Origin of the sequence: Peribacillus sp. V2I11, from assembly GCF_030817135.1 — a bacterium.
In the GTDB taxonomy this organism is placed as follows: Bacteria; Bacillota; Bacilli; order Bacillales; family DSM-1321; genus Peribacillus; species Peribacillus simplex.
This window is the reverse complement of record NZ_JAUSYW010000001.1, coordinates 1266083-1284717: the sequence shown is the minus strand read 5'-3', so window position 1 is coordinate 1284717 and position 18635 is coordinate 1266083. Positions and strand designations below refer to the sequence as shown.

16 protein-coding genes and 2 pseudogenes are annotated in these 18635 nt (G+C 37.1%); 8 read left to right on the top strand and 10 right to left on the bottom strand.

All coding sequences use genetic code 11. The features are described from left to right. Positions 1-163: 163 nt before the first annotated feature. The 3 genes from QFZ73_RS06235 to QFZ73_RS06225 are packed head-to-tail and all read right to left on the bottom strand — an operon-like array spanning position 164 to position 2698. Positions 164-715, bottom strand: a complete 552-nt coding sequence (locus QFZ73_RS06235) for a TVP38/TMEM64 family protein (RefSeq protein WP_251435453.1) — start codon at positions 713-715, stop codon at positions 164-166. After that, positions 712-1395: a response regulator transcription factor gene (locus QFZ73_RS06230; protein ID WP_307264249.1), complete on the bottom strand. Its 684-nt coding sequence runs from the start codon at positions 1393-1395 to the stop codon at positions 712-714. The genes QFZ73_RS06235 and QFZ73_RS06230 overlap by 4 nt, the downstream gene beginning before the upstream one ends. Further along, entirely contained in the window at positions 1373-2698 is a 1326-nt protein-coding gene (locus tag QFZ73_RS06225) for a HAMP domain-containing sensor histidine kinase (RefSeq protein ID WP_307264246.1), read from the bottom strand. Before QFZ73_RS06225 ends, QFZ73_RS06230 begins: the two co-directional genes overlap by 23 nt. A 983-nt stretch (positions 2699-3681) precedes the next feature. On the opposite strand from QFZ73_RS06225, the gene chrS reads away from it, so the two are divergent. Next, a complete protein-coding gene (gene chrS, locus QFZ73_RS06220; RefSeq protein ID WP_307264243.1) occupies positions 3682-4158 on the top strand; it encodes a chromate efflux transcriptional regulator ChrS in 477 nt (158 codons plus the stop codon). Positions 4159-4195: 37 nt separating this feature from the next. Here chrS and chrA read toward each other — a convergent pair whose 3' ends face one another. The 4 genes and pseudogenes from chrA to QFZ73_RS06200 form a co-directional block, all read right to left on the bottom strand. Further along, positions 4196-4747 (bottom strand): chromate efflux transporter ChrA, encoded by a 552-nt coding sequence (gene chrA / locus QFZ73_RS06215; RefSeq protein ID WP_063232396.1) that lies wholly within the window; start codon positions 4745-4747, stop codon positions 4196-4198. Continuing rightward, positions 4747-5334, bottom strand: coding sequence for a chromate efflux transporter ChrB (gene chrB / locus QFZ73_RS06210; protein ID WP_285847343.1), 588 nt, complete (start codon positions 5332-5334; stop codon positions 4747-4749). The genes chrA and chrB overlap by 1 nt, the downstream gene beginning before the upstream one ends. A 402-nt stretch (positions 5335-5736) precedes the next feature. After that, positions 5737-6610: pseudogene (locus tag QFZ73_RS06205) on the bottom strand (DMT family transporter). 590 nt (positions 6611-7200) lie between these two features. Continuing rightward, positions 7201-7413 carry a hypothetical protein gene (locus QFZ73_RS06200; protein WP_101224302.1) on the bottom strand — a complete coding sequence of 71 codons (213 nt, stop codon included), beginning with the start codon at positions 7411-7413 and terminating at the stop codon, positions 7201-7203. A 461-nt stretch (positions 7414-7874) separates the two neighbouring features. Here QFZ73_RS06200 and QFZ73_RS06195 point away from each other — a divergent pair, with 461 nt between their 5' ends. Continuing rightward, a complete protein-coding gene (locus QFZ73_RS06195) occupies positions 7875-8168 on the top strand; it encodes a response regulator (RefSeq protein ID WP_307264232.1) in 294 nt (97 codons plus the stop codon). Between the two features lie 172 nt (positions 8169-8340). On the opposite strand, the gene QFZ73_RS06190 is transcribed toward QFZ73_RS06195, so the two are convergent. Continuing rightward, on the bottom strand, positions 8341-8670 hold the full coding sequence (locus QFZ73_RS06190; protein ID WP_307264229.1) for a transposase: 330 nt from the start codon (positions 8668-8670) through the stop codon (positions 8341-8343). A 168-nt stretch (positions 8671-8838) separates the two neighbouring features. Between QFZ73_RS06190 and QFZ73_RS06185 the strand changes: the two genes are divergently transcribed. The 4 genes from QFZ73_RS06185 to QFZ73_RS06170 are packed head-to-tail and all read left to right on the top strand — an operon-like array spanning position 8839 to position 12237. Continuing rightward, entirely contained in the window at positions 8839-9507 is a 669-nt protein-coding gene (locus QFZ73_RS06185; RefSeq protein ID WP_251435460.1) for a GntR family transcriptional regulator, read from the top strand. Next, positions 9491-10162 carry a DUF2848 family protein gene (locus QFZ73_RS06180; protein ID WP_251435461.1) on the top strand — a complete coding sequence of 224 codons (672 nt, stop codon included), beginning with the start codon at positions 9491-9493 and terminating at the stop codon, positions 10160-10162. The genes QFZ73_RS06185 and QFZ73_RS06180 overlap by 17 nt, the downstream gene beginning before the upstream one ends. A gap of 12 nt (positions 10163-10174) precedes the next feature. After that, complete coding sequence (locus tag QFZ73_RS06175) at positions 10175-11443, top strand: MFS transporter (RefSeq protein WP_251435463.1); 1269 nt, start codon at positions 10175-10177, stop codon at positions 11441-11443. A 5-nt stretch (positions 11444-11448) separates the two neighbouring features. Next, entirely contained in the window at positions 11449-12237 is a 789-nt protein-coding gene (locus QFZ73_RS06170) for a carbon-nitrogen family hydrolase (protein ID WP_251435466.1), read from the top strand. Between the two features lie 143 nt (positions 12238-12380). Here QFZ73_RS06170 and QFZ73_RS06165 read toward each other — a convergent pair whose 3' ends face one another. After that, on the bottom strand, positions 12381-13559 hold the full coding sequence (locus QFZ73_RS06165; RefSeq protein ID WP_307264216.1) for an HAD family hydrolase: 1179 nt from the start codon (positions 13557-13559) through the stop codon (positions 12381-12383). Between the two features lie 868 nt (positions 13560-14427). Next, positions 14428-15248 (bottom strand): annotated as a pseudogene (locus QFZ73_RS29135) (transposase); the annotation flags it as partial. 377 nt (positions 15249-15625) lie between these two features. On the opposite strand from QFZ73_RS29135, the gene QFZ73_RS06155 reads away from it, so the two are divergent. After that, complete coding sequence (locus QFZ73_RS06155; protein WP_307264210.1) at positions 15626-16981, top strand: APC family permease; 1356 nt, start codon at positions 15626-15628, stop codon at positions 16979-16981. A 27-nt stretch (positions 16982-17008) separates the two neighbouring features. Further along, positions 17009-18634, top strand: coding sequence for an amidohydrolase (locus tag QFZ73_RS06150; RefSeq protein ID WP_307264207.1), 1626 nt, complete (start codon positions 17009-17011; stop codon positions 18632-18634). Position 18635: the final 1 nt, after the last annotated feature.

Here is an 18635-nt window from a genome sequence, read left to right as displayed (position 1 = left end):
AAGGAAAAGGTCGAATCCACCTTCTGGATCTGGTCGGTAACCCTTGGAGACCAAGGGTTACCGGCTCTTGAAAAAATTTTAATAGAAGGTAGGTGCCTTATCAATGTAGGGTTAAAAAGGAAGTCCCCTACCAATTTAACCTAAAAGTAGAAAAGCTTTTTTACTACATTCCTTTTTTCTTATTTCTATTAAAGTAATAAACGACTGCGATCACCAGAATCAACAGTACCAAAACAATCCTTACATCGTCCGATGCCTTCAATACTTGTGTCACCGAATACGCCTCGACAAGGAGGGCAGGCAGTTTTCCGATGGATGTCGCGAGAAAGAAAATCATCATTCCGGTCTTGCTTAATGCTGCTGTAAGGTTGATCACGCCGGATGGTATAAAAGGAAGGAGCCTAAGCATCAGGATCATCCAAAATGCATGAAACCCTTGTGACTTTTGCAGCTTCATGACCCACCGGTTCTTCATGAACTTGGGTTGGAATGTTTGAAAGCCCTTTCGATATAACCAAAAACTGACCACTGCTCCGGCAATTTCCCCCATGTAAGAAAGGATCAATCCCTTTTCAAATCCAAATACGGTGATATTGGCAGCCGTGATGAATACGCTTGGAATAAAACCAAGCACGCTAATCAATATATTGAATACTAAACTTACAGCAATGGAAAAAGGGCCGCTGGATAGTAATGCCTCAGAAATGAAATTCATATCAATCCCACAGAACTCCATTTATATCCGATGCCCCAGACCGTTTTCAAATGTTGATCTGCTGGAAAACCGGCATGACGCAATTTCTCTCTAATATTTCGAATATGGGAATCGATTGTCCGATCTTCCGTATCCGTTTTAAATCCCCATATGGTCGAAAGGAGGTGGTCTCTGGAATACACATGATCTGGGGATTTTAAAAACAAGCACAACAGTGAGAACTCTTTTGGTGTTAATGGGATTGTTTTGGTATTATAATGTGCCTCATAAGCGGATTCATTTAATTTTAGCCCCCTAAAGATCACATGATTATCCTGATTATGCACTCGCCGCGTCACCGCTTCGATTCTGGCAAGTAAAACATCTTCATTAAATGGTTTCGTAATATAATCGTCTGCGCCCTTTTTCAACCCTTTCACCATTTCTTGTGCAGCATCCCGGGCTGTGAGCATGATTATGGGAATATTGGAAAACGCACGGATCCTTTCGCACGTTTCCCACCCATCCATCTCAGGCATCATTACATCAAGAAGTACTATGTCCGCATGTTCACGATCTAAGAACTGTAAGGCTTCATGTCCAGATTTCATCTTCATGCATGTATATCCGTGAGGTTTAATGTATAGCTCTAATAGATCAAGCATTCTCTGTTCATCATCAACCAGAACTACTGTCTTCATTTGTTGTCTCCTTAAATGTGATGGTGAAGCATGTTCCTTGCTCCAAGTTGCTTTTAACCGAAATGGTTCCTCCTTGTATCTCCACTAATTGCTTGACGATGGAGAGCCCCAATCCGAATCCACCGGTATCTCTGGCGCGTGATTTCTCGACACGATATAAACGATCAAAGATATGGGGGATATCTTCAGGGGGAATGCCAACCCCTTGATCGATTACGGAGATGGAAATCCTGCCAAGGCATTCAGTGGTTTTGATGGTGGTGACTGTATATTCGTTCGAGTACTTCAGCGCATTATCCAGCAGGTTAAGAATGACTTGCTCAAACCGTGAGGGATCTATATCTAAAAATAAATCATTCTTACATTCCAGATTCAATTGGATTCTTTCATTTGCAAAAGCAGGCAGCACTTTTTCATGAATGTTTTGCAGGAATGAAGAGAGCTGGACGGTTTCTTTTGATATGGTGAATGTATTTACATCCATTCTAGCTATATTGAATAGTTCGTCCAATAATCTGTTTAATCGTTCAGATTCATCATGGATGATCTCTAAGTATCGTGTTCGTTCGGATGCATCCAAATCTTTCCTGCGGGCAATATCAGCGTATCCCTTGATATAAGTTAGCGGCGTGCGCAGTTCATGAGAGATACTCGCCAGAAATTCATTGCGTTCCTTCTTTAAGTAGTTCAATTCATTAGCCAAGCTTTGAATGGATTGGGCAAGCTCCCCGAGTTCATCATGAGACCGTACTGGCACAGCCACTGAAAAATTCCCTTTGCTGAGTTTAGTTGTCGCTTCCTTCATCGCAATTAGCGGTCTAGTCAAAGCTTTTGACAGAAAATAAATGGTGATCAGCATGAAGAAAAGAAGCAATGCAGTCGCAAAACGGAAATGCCTATTCAATTGTGCGATTAAATCCTCAACATCCCTAGTATCTTTGAACATATAAACATAGCCTTTTTTTTCCTTGTCACTGATAAATGGCGTAACGGTGGCTATATATCTTTCATCCTTCCAACTTGATTGGATAACCAGACCTTTTCTGGGTATTTGCGGGATGTTTTTTGCCAAGATTTTTTTCATTCCCCCATTTACCTTTTCGGAAGATATCAGAATATCCCCTCTTGTGTTCGTAATCACGACATCTGTATCGGTATGGTATTCCATCAGGCCGATATGCTGAAGGGTAGAGTCGGAATACGTGATTTCCAAAACATCACGATGACTATTGCCGCGGGCCTTCAGTGATTCCAATTCTTGATTGATACGGGAATGGATCACTTTATTATGTAAGTAAATCATCGAAACGGTTTCCATCAAAAAAATGCAAACAAATATAGATAGTCCGAGCTTATATGAGATTTTCAGGGCATTCACCTTCTTATAGAATAAAGTCAGTTTAGCGAAAAAGTATGAAGAAAGTATGCATTTTTTTCAATTTCTACGCATCTTCTTAAACTACCATAATCCGATTGATCACTTGTTGCAAGAAGGACAACATTTTAATGGACCCAAACTGCATTTTTTCAGTCTTGGTTATATGGTAATCGGAAATCAGGTTGTATTTTGACACTTACTCTAAATAAACATAAGCCTTACTAAACAGCACAAAAATCAATTGGAAATATACATAACTCTTTTGGTTAGTGGCTGACTTTTACCTTCAGTTTTTTTGATTTAGTCAATTCGAAATGTTTTGCATCAAGGAAACATTTTGTCATAAATGAATACTATGTAAAAAAGGAGCTGATCCATATGAATTGTACAAACCGTACGCAAAAGAAAATAATGGCTTATTCCGCATTATTCAAAAAAATGGGCATTCTCAATGATGAGGAATACAAAAACATCGCAAAGACCTTTCAAACTAAGGGTTGAGGAAGTGTCCATTGGATATTCATAAGCTTTTATCCTGCATTAAACGGTCTGTAAAACCCCCGCCTTCCATTTTTCGAATGAGGAGGGGGACTGCAGTCTATTAGGAACTCATTTGCTCCCTTTAATTGCAGAGAGGATGATAGTTTCGCCCATATCCCTTAAGGGGGTGACGTCTTCAAGCCATACCGCTGGACGAAATGATGTATCCTAAGTTTAAAAAATTACATATATGATGGAATATGCAAATTGGAGAGTGATTATTGAAAATGGGCAGGCCATTATATATTTGGCTATTGCTTAATTTCTCCGTTTTTAATGGAGGTTAAAGAGTGAAAAGGAAGATTGTTGTGATCCGATGGTGTTCTCTGCGATAATGGAATAAAGAAATCGAAAAGGAGTTACGTAGGATGGCAGAGGACTTTAAGATTCCCAGCTTGAAAGTTGATGAAATCGATAAGAAAATCATATCGGTTTTACATGAAGATGCACGAATTTCGTATACCGACTTAGCGAAGAAAGTGGAGCTTTCCAGAGTTGCGGTTCAGATGAGAATTAATCATCTTGTTGAAAACGGGGTGATCGAGAGGTTCACTGCGGTCATAAATCCAGCTAAGGTCGGCATCCATGTCTCGGCATTCTTTAACGTTGAGGTTGAGCCAAAATATCTGGAATCGGTCGCACAGCAATTAGAAAGGGAACCGGCTGTAACGAGTTTATATCATATGACCGGTCCGAGTAAACTCCATATGCACGGAATCTTTACTGATAATCAGGAGATGGAACGCTTTCTCAATGAGAAGCTGTATGCGGTCGTCGGTGTTGTCAGCGTTGATTGCCAAATTCTCATTAAACGCTATAAAAGCCGGATGGGCATGAAGCTTTAAATGAAAAAATCCCCCTATATAGGTGGATTTTTTATTATCATGTGAGCGGTATGATAAAGCCGCCGTACGCAAAGGCAAGAATGATTACGAATGCGGGGTGAATCTTGAATTTACCTAAAGCCAGGAAGGCCAATCCAGCGATGACGATTGAATGGATGTAGCCGATGGACCCGACCGCATCCGCGGCCATATTCCAGGTGAGCAATAACATCATGATCGCAATCACGGGCTGTACAAGCAGTGACATGCCTTTTACAATAGGGGATTGCTTGTATTTTCGCAGGATTTTTAATAAATATATCAAAGCCACGGCTGAAGGGATGATCGTGCCTGCCAATGCAGCTAGAAATCCTGGCCAGCCATATACATCATATCCGACATATGCGGCTATTTTCGTGGCGATTGGTCCTGGGAGTGAATTTCCTAACGCAAGCATTTGTGAGAACTCGGTATTATCAAGCCAGCCATAACGGGTGACGATTTGATCATACATTAGCGGAATCGAGGCTGGACCTCCGCCGTAACCAAGAATATTGGCTATGAAAAACGCCAGAAAAACAGCAACTCCTATTGGGATAATAAGACCCATTAAGCGGATTCCTCCTTCCTATCAGTCTTCTTTTTTCTCAATCTATCCTTTAATTTAAAATGGAACGCCCCATATATAAGGAAAATCATGATGACGATACCCGGATGCAGGGAAATGATCTGCAGAAGGAAAAAGGAAATCGCAAAAAAGGTGATTCCGAACACCTTTCCTAACCCTTTTACCGCCTTTTCGCCAAACTCATAAGCCATTTGACCAAGCATGACGGCAACAACCGGCATGACAGCAGCGATCATATTGCTGATCATCGCTGAATTACTTAAAACATTAATGAACGCAATCAAGAAAACCATCGCAAAGCATGAAGGTAAAACGTGAGCGGCCACACTTACGAGGGCTCCCGGCCAGCCTTTTAATTTATAACCAAGATATGCTGCCATCTTAGTGGCAATCGGTCCTGGCAGTGTATTGGCAATCGCCAAAGTATCCCCGAATTCATCATCGTCGAGCCAGTGATAGCGGGAAACTGCTTCATGGCGGATGAGCGGGATGACAGATGGCCCGCCGCCGAAACCTAATATCCCCGTTCTCATCATCCCAATCGTCAATTCAGTATATGGTTTTTTCAAGAACGATTCCTCCTTTGTTATAAAATTTAGCATTCATTTCCAAAAGATTATGAATTAATGATAACAAAAATGTTTTCGAAATGTATATAAAATTCAAATGATAATTACGTAATGAATGTATAAATGGTATTTATTAAGTGAATAGACTGATAGGAATGAAAAAAAACAACTTTTTGTCTTAAAAATCAAGAATCCGTTGGGACGGTGCGGCGATGAGTTCTTGGATTCCGCCTTATTATTAACATAAAGGGGTATTAGTAAGGAGAAATTACAAACAAAAAAACAAATTTTCCCCAATCCCCCTTTTTTAACACAAAAAGCACCCTATAAGCAGCCTTTTTTAAGTGAGTGCTCTACAGGGTACATTTTTATATATAACTCTAATAAACTTTTTAATGTGGGTTATTCTTCCCGAATGACTAATAACACACCGATAAATATTAATATTGTACCTATCCAAAAAGACAAGCCGATTTGTTCACCTAGTATTAACCAACCTAAAAAAGTACCGACTATAGGTTGTAAAAAGAAAAATAATCCACCACTTGAAGCGGTAAGCATTTGCAGTCCGCGATTCCACAGTAAAAAGGCACATGCTGTGGAAATAACGCCCAAGTATAGAAGGCGGCCCCATATGGATGGATGCATGATTGCTTGAAAATCAAGCTCATCCAGTCGACTGATTGTAACAGGGTGTTAAAAAGACAATTGCCACAAGCACTGCATAGGTCGTTATAACAATTTGTGAATATTGCCCAGGTACACGTTTAATTAAAACAGACATAAGTGCCCAAGTTAATGCAGCAATAAGCAGTGATAAGCCCCCAAGTTGATGAGATAAGCCGATATGGGCATTTCCGACAATGATACCGACACCGATTGTCGCTAAAATAACAGAAATTGATTTTTTAAACGTGATCTTTTCTTTTAAAATGATACGTGCAAATATCACCATAAATGCAGGTGTTGTTGAAGTAATGATGGCTCCCATTTGTGCAGTGGATAGCAGTGTACCGACTTCCTGGGTTACGATGGAAATTGTGTTTCCAACAAGTCCGATAATGAAAACCAAAAGCCAGTCTCGTTTTTCAATCCGCCAAGATTGTTTTGTTATAAAACCAATTGTTAGCAATGCTAAAATCGCAATTACATATCGTAATAATACTAATTCAAGTGGTGGAACAACGTCTACCACAACTTTTACCACAACATACATCCCGCCCCAAATGCTAGCAGCGAGTGATAAATATAAAGAACCTAATATAGTGTTTTTCATTTTGTACCCTCCGTTTTAACTAAACATTTCCAGTCCCTAACGGAGATGCAATTTTCTGCCGTTAAGGAAGAATAACTGCAGGTACATCATTTTCGAATAGTGGTGACCACATCATCAGCTTTCAGCTCACTTTCAAAAATATTTATTTTCAATGATTTTAGCTATTCCGAGCTGCTAGGGATCATTCGTTTCAAACATCAGTAAGTTATAAAATATAATCATTTAAATATACAAGGTTTTAGATTGTTAAAACAACAAATAATAGTATTAAAGCTAGCGTACCATTAAGATTATCCATCAATCAAGATAGTATACTAAAACTTGAAACACATGAAAAACCCCCACCTGATCCTATTAACAACTGGTAGGGTTTCTATTTGGCTTAATGGATTCTAGTTGGGATAAAAAGAGGGATTTATAGGGAAGGGAAGCAAATGGTACAGTAATAATGCTGGTCAAATTGTCGGTAGCTAATAATGTAAGTGATAAGGCTGGAAAGAAAAGGTGGATTAGGATTAAAGAGCCCCCTTAAAGAGTTTAATCCTAATCCACCTTTAAGTTAAATTTGGTGCATGACCTTTCCGAAAGCATCACAATCCGTTATATTTTCTTTCAATTTTCCTGAACTCATCTGATAGTTCAAATAGGGTGTGTAATACGGCTGTTTGAATATATAGATTCATATAATTATCATTGCTTTTCTTTTGAAAAGATAAATCATGTTTTTCATTAATTTTCCGAGTTATACATGCATTAATTTCGCTCCACATTTCTTTCGTTCCTTCTTTAATTTTAGTCTCCATAATCTCCCACTCCTTTTTTATTAGTTTATCCAATCTATTACATTCTTATACTTATTTTTTGGCCAAACTGGTAACTTTTTCTTATCTTAAAATTAATTTCTCCGTTAATTTGCATAAACTGCCGTTTATGAATGGGTTTAGGCATTAACCAGTGCATGATTCTTTGCGTAGGAAAAGGAGAGCGAAGGGAATATAGTGTTCAAAATATTTTTTTGTAGTAATTAATAACCTCTAATGGATGATGACTTCTACTTATTTTTCGAGTTTGCTTTCATTCAGCAGGACACCTTAAGGGGGATTTCGGGGGAGTCACTGCCGCATCTCTCCTCTAAAGTTTCTTTAATTGGGCCATATTCTGGAGTGACGTATTGTACAAATGACAGGAGTTTGGAATAATTAGCATTATGAAATTAAAGAAAATTTAAACCTTTATCGATTCAGTCCATGAATAGGAGATTGTTATGTTTAAAATTATGATAATTGAAGATGACGAAAAGATTAGAAAAATAGTAGCCGATACCCTAACAAAGTGGAAATATGAAGTTGTAGAGGTAATGGAGTTTGACCATATTTTAGATGAATTTGAGAAATCCCAGCCTGATTTAGTTTTATTGGATATAAACTTGCCAACCTTTGATGGCTTTTATTGGTGTCAGCAGATTCGTGCAATCTCAAGTGTGCCCATACTGTTCCTTTCCTCTAGAAATCAAAACATGGACATCATTGAGTTGCTTTGGCAGCTCCTTTTTGTATGAAAACACAATAGTAAAAAAGCCATGCTAAAATAAACCCTAATCGTTAATAGTAAATGGGCAGAAGCAATTCGTCCCTTCATTTTTCCTTGCCGTATGGTAATCCTTTTTCGATGTGAAGCAATTCGATTATTTTGCCTTGATGTCGCTAATACACATTCTACGGCCAACGTTTTTAAAGCTTTATTTCCTTGTGTGGTTTTACTCGTTTTTTTTTACCAGCACTTTCGTAATTTCCAGGACTCACACCAGCCCAAGAGGCAAGATGTTCCTTTGAGGTTTCCTTCATACTTAATTCCTCTTCTAAACCTGCTTTGCAAGAGTTTCTTGCTTCTTTTAAGTTTATTAGATAAACTTTGAATTGATCTACGAAAGTATCGGCGAAATAATAACCTAATTCATTAAACTCACTATATAAATGGGTAATACACACTGGTTCTCCTTTTCCTTTAGTAAAGATCTCAAACTTTCCACGTGATGTACTTATAAACATTCTCTCCCACATAACGGTCCCCCTAAAAAATAAAAATGTATATAATTGTAAAATATGCATCTTTTAGAGAAAATCCTTCCAAGTTACTAAGAACTAACTGCCCCTATAGTTTTTATTTTGAATTGACTGAATTTTCGGTTTGTTATATAATTGGTATACCACATACCAAGAGGAGGAAAAATGAAAAAAATAGAGTCAGTTATGCCGTTAAGAGATATAGCTTTTGAGGCAATAAAGAAATCAATTTTGAATTATGAACTACTACCTGGTCAAGCAATTTATGAGAGAGACTTAAGTGAAAAATTAGGTGTAAGCAGGACTCCTGTCAGAGAATCTCTGTCGTTGTTAGAAAGAGAAAAATGGATAATTTCAAAACCACGGGTTGGTACATTTATTAATGAAATAACAGAGGAAAATGTAATTGAAGTAATGGAAATTCGAATGATTATTGACCGATTCTCATTAGAAAAAATGTGTGGAAATATTACTCTAGATCAAATAAAAGTTTTAGAAGGTTACATTACGGAGCAAGAAAAAAATAAAACAGATCACCAAAGATTTATTGAATTAGATAAAGAGTTTCATTCTGAAATTGTATTATTAACTAAAAATCAGCGATTAGAAAAATGGTTTGAGGAAATTGGTGATCAAATTAGATGGTTTGGGTTAAAAGCAATAACTGAGAAGTCGCGTATTGAGGAAACAATATCTGAACACAAAGCAATTGTGGAAGGTTTAAAATCACAAGATATTAATCAACTTCTGGTAGCATCAAATAACCATGTGGAAAATACCAAAAATGAAATTATTAATCAATTGAGGAGGAATTCAAATGAGAAAAGTAATTAATTTACATCTATCTAATGGAGAGGTTAAAAAACATGAAATTGATATTAATAAAGTAATCGTTGTTGGATATGGGGGAAGAAATATAGAAAAAATTCAAGAACACATAGATGAATTAAAAGAAATAGGGATTGCACCTCCACCTCATGTACCGATGATATATCCACAAAAAATAGAACAATTGAATTTTTCCAATGAATGTAATGGAAGTAAATTTTCCTCAGGGGAAGCAGAATATGTGTTATTCCATGACGGAAAAGAATGGTTGGTCACCCTTGGCAGCGATCATACTGATCGAGAAGTAGAAAAAGAAGATATTTTAAAATCTAAATCAATATGTGATAAACCTCTTGCAACTGATTTTTGGAGATTAGCAGATTTAAAAGAAGACTGGGATAATATTATTTTACGTTCTTATGTCACTTCAAATGGGGAAAAATGTTTATATCAAGAAGACACTTTAGAAGCACTCTTAGAGATTGATGTTTTATTGGAAAAGATGAAAAAATTAGGGGAAAAGGATTTAAAACATACTGTTATTTTTTCAGGTACTGTTCCTACAAAAAGTGGATTTATTTTTGGTGATAAATTTGAATATGAAATTGAACATCCCAAGTTAAACAGAAAAATTAAACATCATTATTCCATGGTTTATTAAGGAGGGATTATTTTGAAAAAGAAACCTACTAAAGTTAGATGGGGACTAGCATTCTTTTTCTTTATAATTGGTGTAATCGCTTACATGGATAGGTCAAATATTTCAATAATAGCAAAACCAATGATGGATGATTTAGGCTTAGATAAAGTTCAGTTTGGTATGCTTGCATCATTATTCTCATTAGGTTACGCGTTAGTTCAAATTCCAGCAGGACTTATGGCAGAAAAGTTTGGTCCAAGAAAAATGATCACTTTTGCTCTAGTATGGTGGTCAGTATTTACGGGTTTGACGGGTGTAGTTAAATCTCACGGTCTATTGTATATGGTGAGATTCTTATTTGGAATAGGTGAAGGCCCGATGTTTCCAGCTAACGCTGTATTTAATACAAACTGGTTTAGAAGAGATGAAAAGGCCAGAGCATCTAGTGCTTTATTGGCAGGTTCATATTTTGGACCAGTTATAGCCCCAATCGTTACGGTTTATATATATCAATATTTTGGTTGGCAAGCTGTATTTTATATTTTTGGATTAATAGGAATAATCATTGCGGGTGTATGGTACGTTTTAGCCCGAGACTATCCTGAAATTCACAAATTAGTGAATAAACAAGAAAAAGAATATATACTTGAAGACAGAGAAATTGTTGATACTGCCAAAGTTAGAGCACCATGGAATACTTTTCTGAAAAGCTATAGATTTTGGGCGTTAGGATTGCAATATTTTGTTGTTTTATATATTATTACTTTCTTTTTAGTTTGGTTACCTACCTATCTACTGGAAGATAGAGGATTCTCATTAAGTAAAATGGGATTTGCTGCAAGCCTACCTTGGTTAGCAATACTGATAACTGTAATGACTGGTGGTATTCTTTCTGACTACTTAGTACGTAAAGGTTTTTCAAAACAAATATCTAGATCCTCTTTAGCCATATCAGGTTTAATAGTATTTATTATTTCAATGTACTTTGCTGTTATGACAGTTTCGCCCTATATGAATGTTTTATGGTTATCATTATGCTTGGGTTCACTAGGATTCACAGTAGTGTGTTCATGGGCTTCTGCTACAGACTTAGGCAGAAACTTTTCAGGTTCCGTTTCAGGTTGGATGAACTTGTGGGGAAATCTAGGCGCATTTGTATCACCGTTATTATGTGGATGGTTAGCAGAAAATTTCGGATGGAATATCACACTGGGAGTAACTGTAATTCCTGTGTTTATTGCAGCTATATTATGGTTGTTTGTAAAACCGGATACTTCATTACTAAATAATATTGAGGAGTGAATAATGTGAATTATTTGGTATTTCAAATGGATTTAGCAGTTGGGAATCCAGAAGAGAATAGGAAAATCATTGAACGCTGGTTAAAAGCTAACTACAGTGATGATTTGGACGTTATAGTACTTCCTGAAATGTGGTCTACGGGTTATGCGTTAGAAGAATTAAAAGAAATCTGCAAAGTGGATGGTAATCAATCAATTGAATTTTTACAATCACTGGCTAAGAAGTTTAATGTAAACTTGGTGGGTGGCTCGATTGCCGTACTAGAAGGTCAAGATATCTTTAATCGTGCAGTTATTGTAAATCGAATGGGTGAGATTGTTCATACATATGACAAGATGCACCTTGTTCCGATGTTAGATGAACCCAAGTTTTTAACAGGCGGTCATAATCAAGTGGAAGTATTTGAACTTGAAGGTGTGAAAATGGGGATTATTATTTGTTACGATTTACGATTCCCTGAAATTATTCGTGACTTAGCATTACAAGGTATTCAAGTGTTACATATCGTAGCAGAATGGCCACTCGCAAGGGAGAAACATTGGAATACGTTACTTCGTGCGCGCGCAATTGAGAACCAAATGTATGTTGTTGCATCAAATGTAACGGGAACAAAGTTAGGAGTGGAATTCGCAGGTTGCTCACAAATTGTAGATCCATGGGGAGACATTGTTCAAAAATTAGATCAAGAAGTTGGTGAATTAAAGGCAACTTTAGATTTAGAAAAAGTACCTCAAATAAGAAAAGATGTTCCCATATTCGATTCCAGAGTACCAGAAAAGTATAGAAAGTTATAAAGTAGAAGCTACTCCAGAGAAACAATCTGGAGTAGCTTTTTAGGTTTAATTCTTTTGGTATAACCAAGCATAAGTTTAACATGGAAAATTCAGATAAGGATATATTTAGATAATTTCTTATACAACTCCTGGGACGAATCTTTTTATGGATTCGCCAATAATTTTTCTTCATTTGACCCAAGCTTGATCGTGTATTCAGTCAGTATCCATAAGCCTGTATTCTCATTTCTTCCTTGGAGAACATATTTCGGGTTGTTTTTGCCCATCCGTTCTGCAGCTGTTTTCGCAAGCTTGCCGATATCACCTGTTTTGAGGCGGTTGATAATTAAACCGAGTTTCAAACTCTTAATTGTCAGCATTTCATAATCTGTGCTGCTGTCTCCCGCTATGAATATCGGACCGTATCCGCCCCGCGTTTTGGAGATGGCGTGTTCGATCACTTCCACCTTACCTTCTCGAGCAGTGATTGGCCAATTGTCTTCATATTCTGCTTGAGTAATTCCTTCCTTCTTTTTTAATCTCATCCCAAAGACATTTTCCTTTGGAAGGTTGTAGCCGTATTTTGGATTTGACGAAAATACCTCCACCACCTCTTCCATCGAAGCCGAAATAACATAAACGTCAATCCCATTCTCCATAAAAGTATGCATTAAGTTTGCGATTTCCGAGGCCAGACGCAGTCCTGTTGTATAGGTAACTTGAACAGTACCAGCTTTTCCTAACATGGACCCAGGACTTATAAGCGTCACCGATGCCATTTCCGCCCCTAAATTATAATCATTTGAAGCCTCTGCAAGCTGCTGAACTTCTTCGGTCGACATGTTGGCAAATAAATAAAGCACCCATGGATATCCAATTTCAACACCGTATGTTTCCCCAATGGCTTCATACAGAAAGTACATTTTCGCTTTAAAATCTTTAAATTGATCAGTTGAATGAAGCGTTTCTAACCGCTCTTTTCCATTCATCCCATTATAGTTGGAATAAAGAAATTCGTAATCGCGCTTCAGATCCTCAGCGATTTCCTTGAGAGTGACCGCATCTCCTTGAAGGTTTTTAAACTCGTGTGAAAAGGGTCCATTCGGCACATTCTTTTTGATCACTTCATAAAACTCTTCCGGTTGCATGGTATATGCCAAGTGATCAATTTGATAAAGAAAGAGGGCCTCCTCCGTATCATTCATGATGCTCGTATGATCCCAATCAAAAACAACATAAGGTTTTCGATTTGGATCGTATCCTGTACTTCCAGCACCATGCTTATCAATTAGGTTTTGAACAGACTTATAGGTGTCAGGAGCCCATTCTCCTTTATCCAACACTTGAATACAATGGCCCTCCCTTTTTTGTAGACTCGAAACTGCTTTTCCGCTTGCCCAAATAAAGATTTTAATTTGGTTCTATTATTCATATTATCCCCCCTGAAAAATACAAAAGACGCCTGCCCAATAGCTCGTTATTAGCTATTGAAACAGGCGCCATTGCCGATTGATTCTTTTATGCGTAAATATTATCGAGAATTTTCAAAATAGTCAAATATTTATTCGTGGTTCTTTTCTTAACAATTGTAACTTTATAAAAAAGATTGATCATTTCTGTGATCCTTATTCAATTAAGCGCCCGTTTTGCTCAAAAATCACAAAAGAGCTAGATTAGTAAGGTACTAGAATTCCAAACATCGGACAACAAAAAAACCAATCAACTTGTTTATTTTTCATTAGTTCTCCAAAATGTTTTTTTAACCTATTATCAATTAAATGGTAATACAAAAAAAGAGTTACAAAACAACTCTTATTATAAACCTTATCTTTAACAAAACTCCCTCTATAAACATTGATGTATCAACGGTTTGCACCACTCGGTGTATTAGGGGAATTATTTTTTCATTCTTTTAAACAGAGTATTGAAATTCTGGTTTTTATTACTAAATTGAGCGTACGCTTCGCTAAAACTAATGGAAATCATTAGCTATTTTCTCCACTATGTGATGCACAATAGATATCTGCGAAACTTATGATGACGTACCCTCCCATGTCTCTTAGCGTCATTTGCGCTTACATTCCTTCGTTCGGTCTATTCATAAGGCAGAGGGGCCTGCTAAGCTGCCCCGGGGACTCTTGGTCTTAGTTTAGTAATGTTTCTGGCTTCTCCGTGTCATCTTTCTTGTTATATATCGATAGTTAGAAATGCTTACGCTGCCTCTGAGAGGCAGTAGAGATCCTTCATCATATTCTGCTCATTAAAATGAACTTTCTTTTTACAAATACCATGCAATGCTTTCAACAGTACCACCATCGATTACTTTCCGCGTAAGGGATTTTGTTGGCGTGTTGTGTAATATTCATGAAGCTGTTTAAAACCCCTCGTTGTGACGAATGAGTGGTACTATTACTTTGAAAAGAAATATATCTAAGTCGCTTTCTTCCTCGTTTGGAGATATGTTTTTGTCACTTATGTTGACCCGATGAGATTTCCCGTAATGTTAATCCCGCTAGTTTAATCAATTGGCGTGGATTTTCATAAAGTGAAAAGCTTCCAACTTCTGAAAGCAAATCAACAATGGTTGCATCTCCTAATCAGGAACTGAAGCCAGCAGCTCATATTCCATAGTTGTTTGGGCCATTTCGGATAATTGACTATTCACAGATTCAATTTCGTTTTCTAGTAAGCGATAACTGACGCAGGAGCGTGGCAATTTCATGTCGAGCCATCTGTGTCCCTTCTGTCAGTCCAATTGAGTTCGTCGCTGCTTCAATGAGTAGCTTTTCTTTTGGTAGCTGTGGGGCTCTCATTCCCTTTACCTTACGGTAAAAAAAGACAAGCTCCTCAGCACTTTTTCCATCGATATCCTATGGCAACGGTGTCATTTCCAATTTAGCTAGAGCCATCTTTCCGAAAGCTGGAAAGACTTGAGTAAACTCGGAAAAATAACGAACAAGCCAACAAATGATTCGGTTTTTAATACTAGCTAAATCTTGCGTTAACTTTGAACGAAGAGTAGATCCGATACGTGCATTTTGATTCCTTTATCAAATTTTTCTCTGAATCCTTAATGCAGCGTGGGCATTAGTAAAATAATAAACGGCCTGCTAACTTTGAAATAACTTAATGATTAGATAATTCTTAGATATCCGAATAGTGAGCGCCGAGGATGGACTACAGGAAAAGAAAAGTATTAAATAATGATTGCAATATCCCGTCTCTAACGACTAATTATGCAATCTTAAATAATTGATGTAAAATTGCATAAAAATATTAATCTATTAAATAATCTGTATATTGTAATTATTGTGAAAATATCATTAATTCAATCGTTAAATGATCAATCTCCGCTTGGTATGATATTTGCATGTTAGTTAATTAATCACGAATAAGGGTGGAGTGATACATGGAGAATGCAAAATTAAGACGTTCGTTAACGGTATTTCCTTTAGTGCTATTTGGATTGGCTTATATGGCACCTACAACAGTTTTTTCTACTTATGGGGTGGTTGCGGAAATAACGAAAGGGATGGTGCCAGCTGCTTATATTATAGCTTTAGTTGGTATGTTGTTTACAGCCTATAGTTATGGTCAAATGGTTAAGGCCTATCCTGTTGCTGGTTCTGCATATACATTTACTCAAAAGGCTCTAAACCCTCATCTTGGCTTCTTAGTAGGCTGGGTTATACTATTGGACTATTTATTTTTGCCAATGATCAATGGATTACTAATCGCCATTTACTTAAACGCATATTTTCCATCCGTTCCTTTTTCCGTCTGGTTAATTGGCTTTGTAATTTTAATCACCACTGTAAATATAATTGGAGTGAAAATAGCAACAAAAATAAATCTTTTATTAGTTGCCTGTCAATTCTTAATAATAGTTATATTTACATTCCTCTCAATTAAAGGGTTACTTAACGGAATGGGTTCAGGAACATTATTCATGAGTTCTCCATTTGTGAATGGAGATATACCACTATCTTTAGTATTAGCGGGATCTTCCATTTTATGTTTATCTTTTTTAGGATTTGATGCTGTTACTACATTTTCAGAGGAAACCATTAATCCGAAAAAAATAATACCAAAGGCTATTTTCCTCGTCGCATTAATTGGGGGAGGTCTGTTTGTCACCATCTCATACATCAGTCACCTTGTTTACCCAAATTTCCAAGCCTTTAAGGATCCTGATTCCGCCTCCATGGAAATTGCCATGTACATCGGGGGTAATTTATTTCAATCTATTTTTTTAGCAGGTTATATTACCGGGGGGCTGGCGTCTGGTTTATCAGCTCATGCAAGTGTTTCGCGACTTTTGTATGCGATGGGGAGAGATGGAGTTCTCCCCAAGAGAATTTTTGGTCATATTCATCCAAAATTTCAAACTCCGACATACAACATCATCTTAGTGGGCGTTTTTGCTTTATCTGCGTTATTTATTGATTTAGTGACAGCATCATCCTTTATTAACTTTGGGGCGCTCGTTGCATTTACGTTTGTTAATCTTTCGGTTATTTCCCATTATTTCATTAAAGAAAAACAGCGAAACGGAATGAACACACTAAAGTACCTTATATTGCCGTTGATTGGTACTGGTTTCACAATTTGGTTATGGACTAGTCTCGATTCAAAAGCACTTTTACTCGGACTAGGATGGTTTGGAATTGGTTTCATCATGCTCCTTTCTAATACGAAAATGTTTAGTGAACGGCCACCAGAGCTTTCTATTGATAGTGCGATTGAAAAAGAAATTCAAGCATAAAAGCTATATTCATCAAGGAGGATAAAAATGGTAAAGGCAGACATCATTCTTTCTGGTCAACATGTTTTTACTGGGTTACAAGATGAGCCAATAAAAGCAGCTATCGCCATTAAAGATAATAAAATTATTAAAATCGGTTCTAAAGAAGATATATTGTCATTCCTTGGAGATCAAACAAAAGTGTATGACATGGAAGACGGACTAATCATTCCGGGATTTCATGATTTTCATATGCACATTATGATGGGAAGCATTTTACAGAAGGACAGTGCCAAATTATTTGATGCAGCTTCAGAAGAAGATGCAGCCAAAATAGTAGGTGAATTTGCAGAAACGAGACCAAATGATGAGTGGATATTTGGTGTTGGCTGGGATCATACCAATTGGAAGAACAAAGTGCTGCCACATCGAACAACACTAGATAAATATATTTGTGATCGTCCTGTTTTATTATTCAATGCAGAAGTGCATTACGCATGGATCAATAGTAAAGCAATGGAAATGATTCAATTAACGAAGGATACACTAGATCCGGAATATGGAGAAATTGGAAAAGATGAAAATGGGGAACTGACTGGCCTTCTATTTGAACAGGCAATTGGGTATGCATCAGAACATGCATACAAATTACCGAAAGAAAAACGTGAAAACCTTTTCCAAGGTTTTCTTAATGAAACAAAAAGATTGGGAATCACATCCGTTAATGATTTATACGGAGCTAAAATTGCACCAAATCCATTAGACGATCTTGAAATTTTTAAGGAATTTGAGAGAGAAGGGTTACTTACAACCAGAATTCACTTTTCGCCTGAGTTAAAAATGGATTTAGCTGCCGCAAAGGAATTACAAAAAAATTATCAGTCAGACAAGCTTACCTTTTCTGGATTAAAACAATTTATAGATGGTGTTGTGACAAGTCATACTGCTTTTTTATTGGATCATTACAAAGACCGTCCTGAAACAAAAGGCGGAACCACTTATCCAGCTGAAACAATTAAACAATTAGTAAAAAAGGCAGATAAGGAAAATTTTCAAATTCGTTTCCATGCGATTGGTAACGGTGCAGTCCGCTTAGCATTGGATGCATTTGAAGAAGCGAGAAACGTAAATGGACAAAGAGATGCTAGACATGTCATTGAACATGTGGAGGTATTGCATCCGGATGATGTTCAACGCTTTAAGGAATTAGATGTAATCGCTTCATTTCAACCTAAACATATCGAATTAATGGAAAGTGAGGCATATACAGCCAGAATCAGTGAAAAACAACAACCTCTCTATTATCCTATCAAAACACTAGTGGATACTGGTGCTAAAATTGCCTTTGGTACAGATTTTCCTGTAGTGCCCCTAAATCCCATGATGGGCATTTATCAGGCAATCACGAGAAAAGATTTAACCGGGAAGGCGTGGCAAGAGTCGGAAGGAATAACATTAGCACAAGCGTTAAAATATTACACGTCTACACCGGCATTCGGGTCTTTCAGAGATAAAGAATTAGGCACATTGGAAGCAGGGAAGATAGCGGATATCGCAGTATTAAATAAAAATTTATTTAGCATATCAACAGAGGAAATTCTTGAAACAGAAGTGAAGATGACGATTATGGATGGAAAGATAGTATATGAAAACCAGGTCGTCCAAACTGTATAAG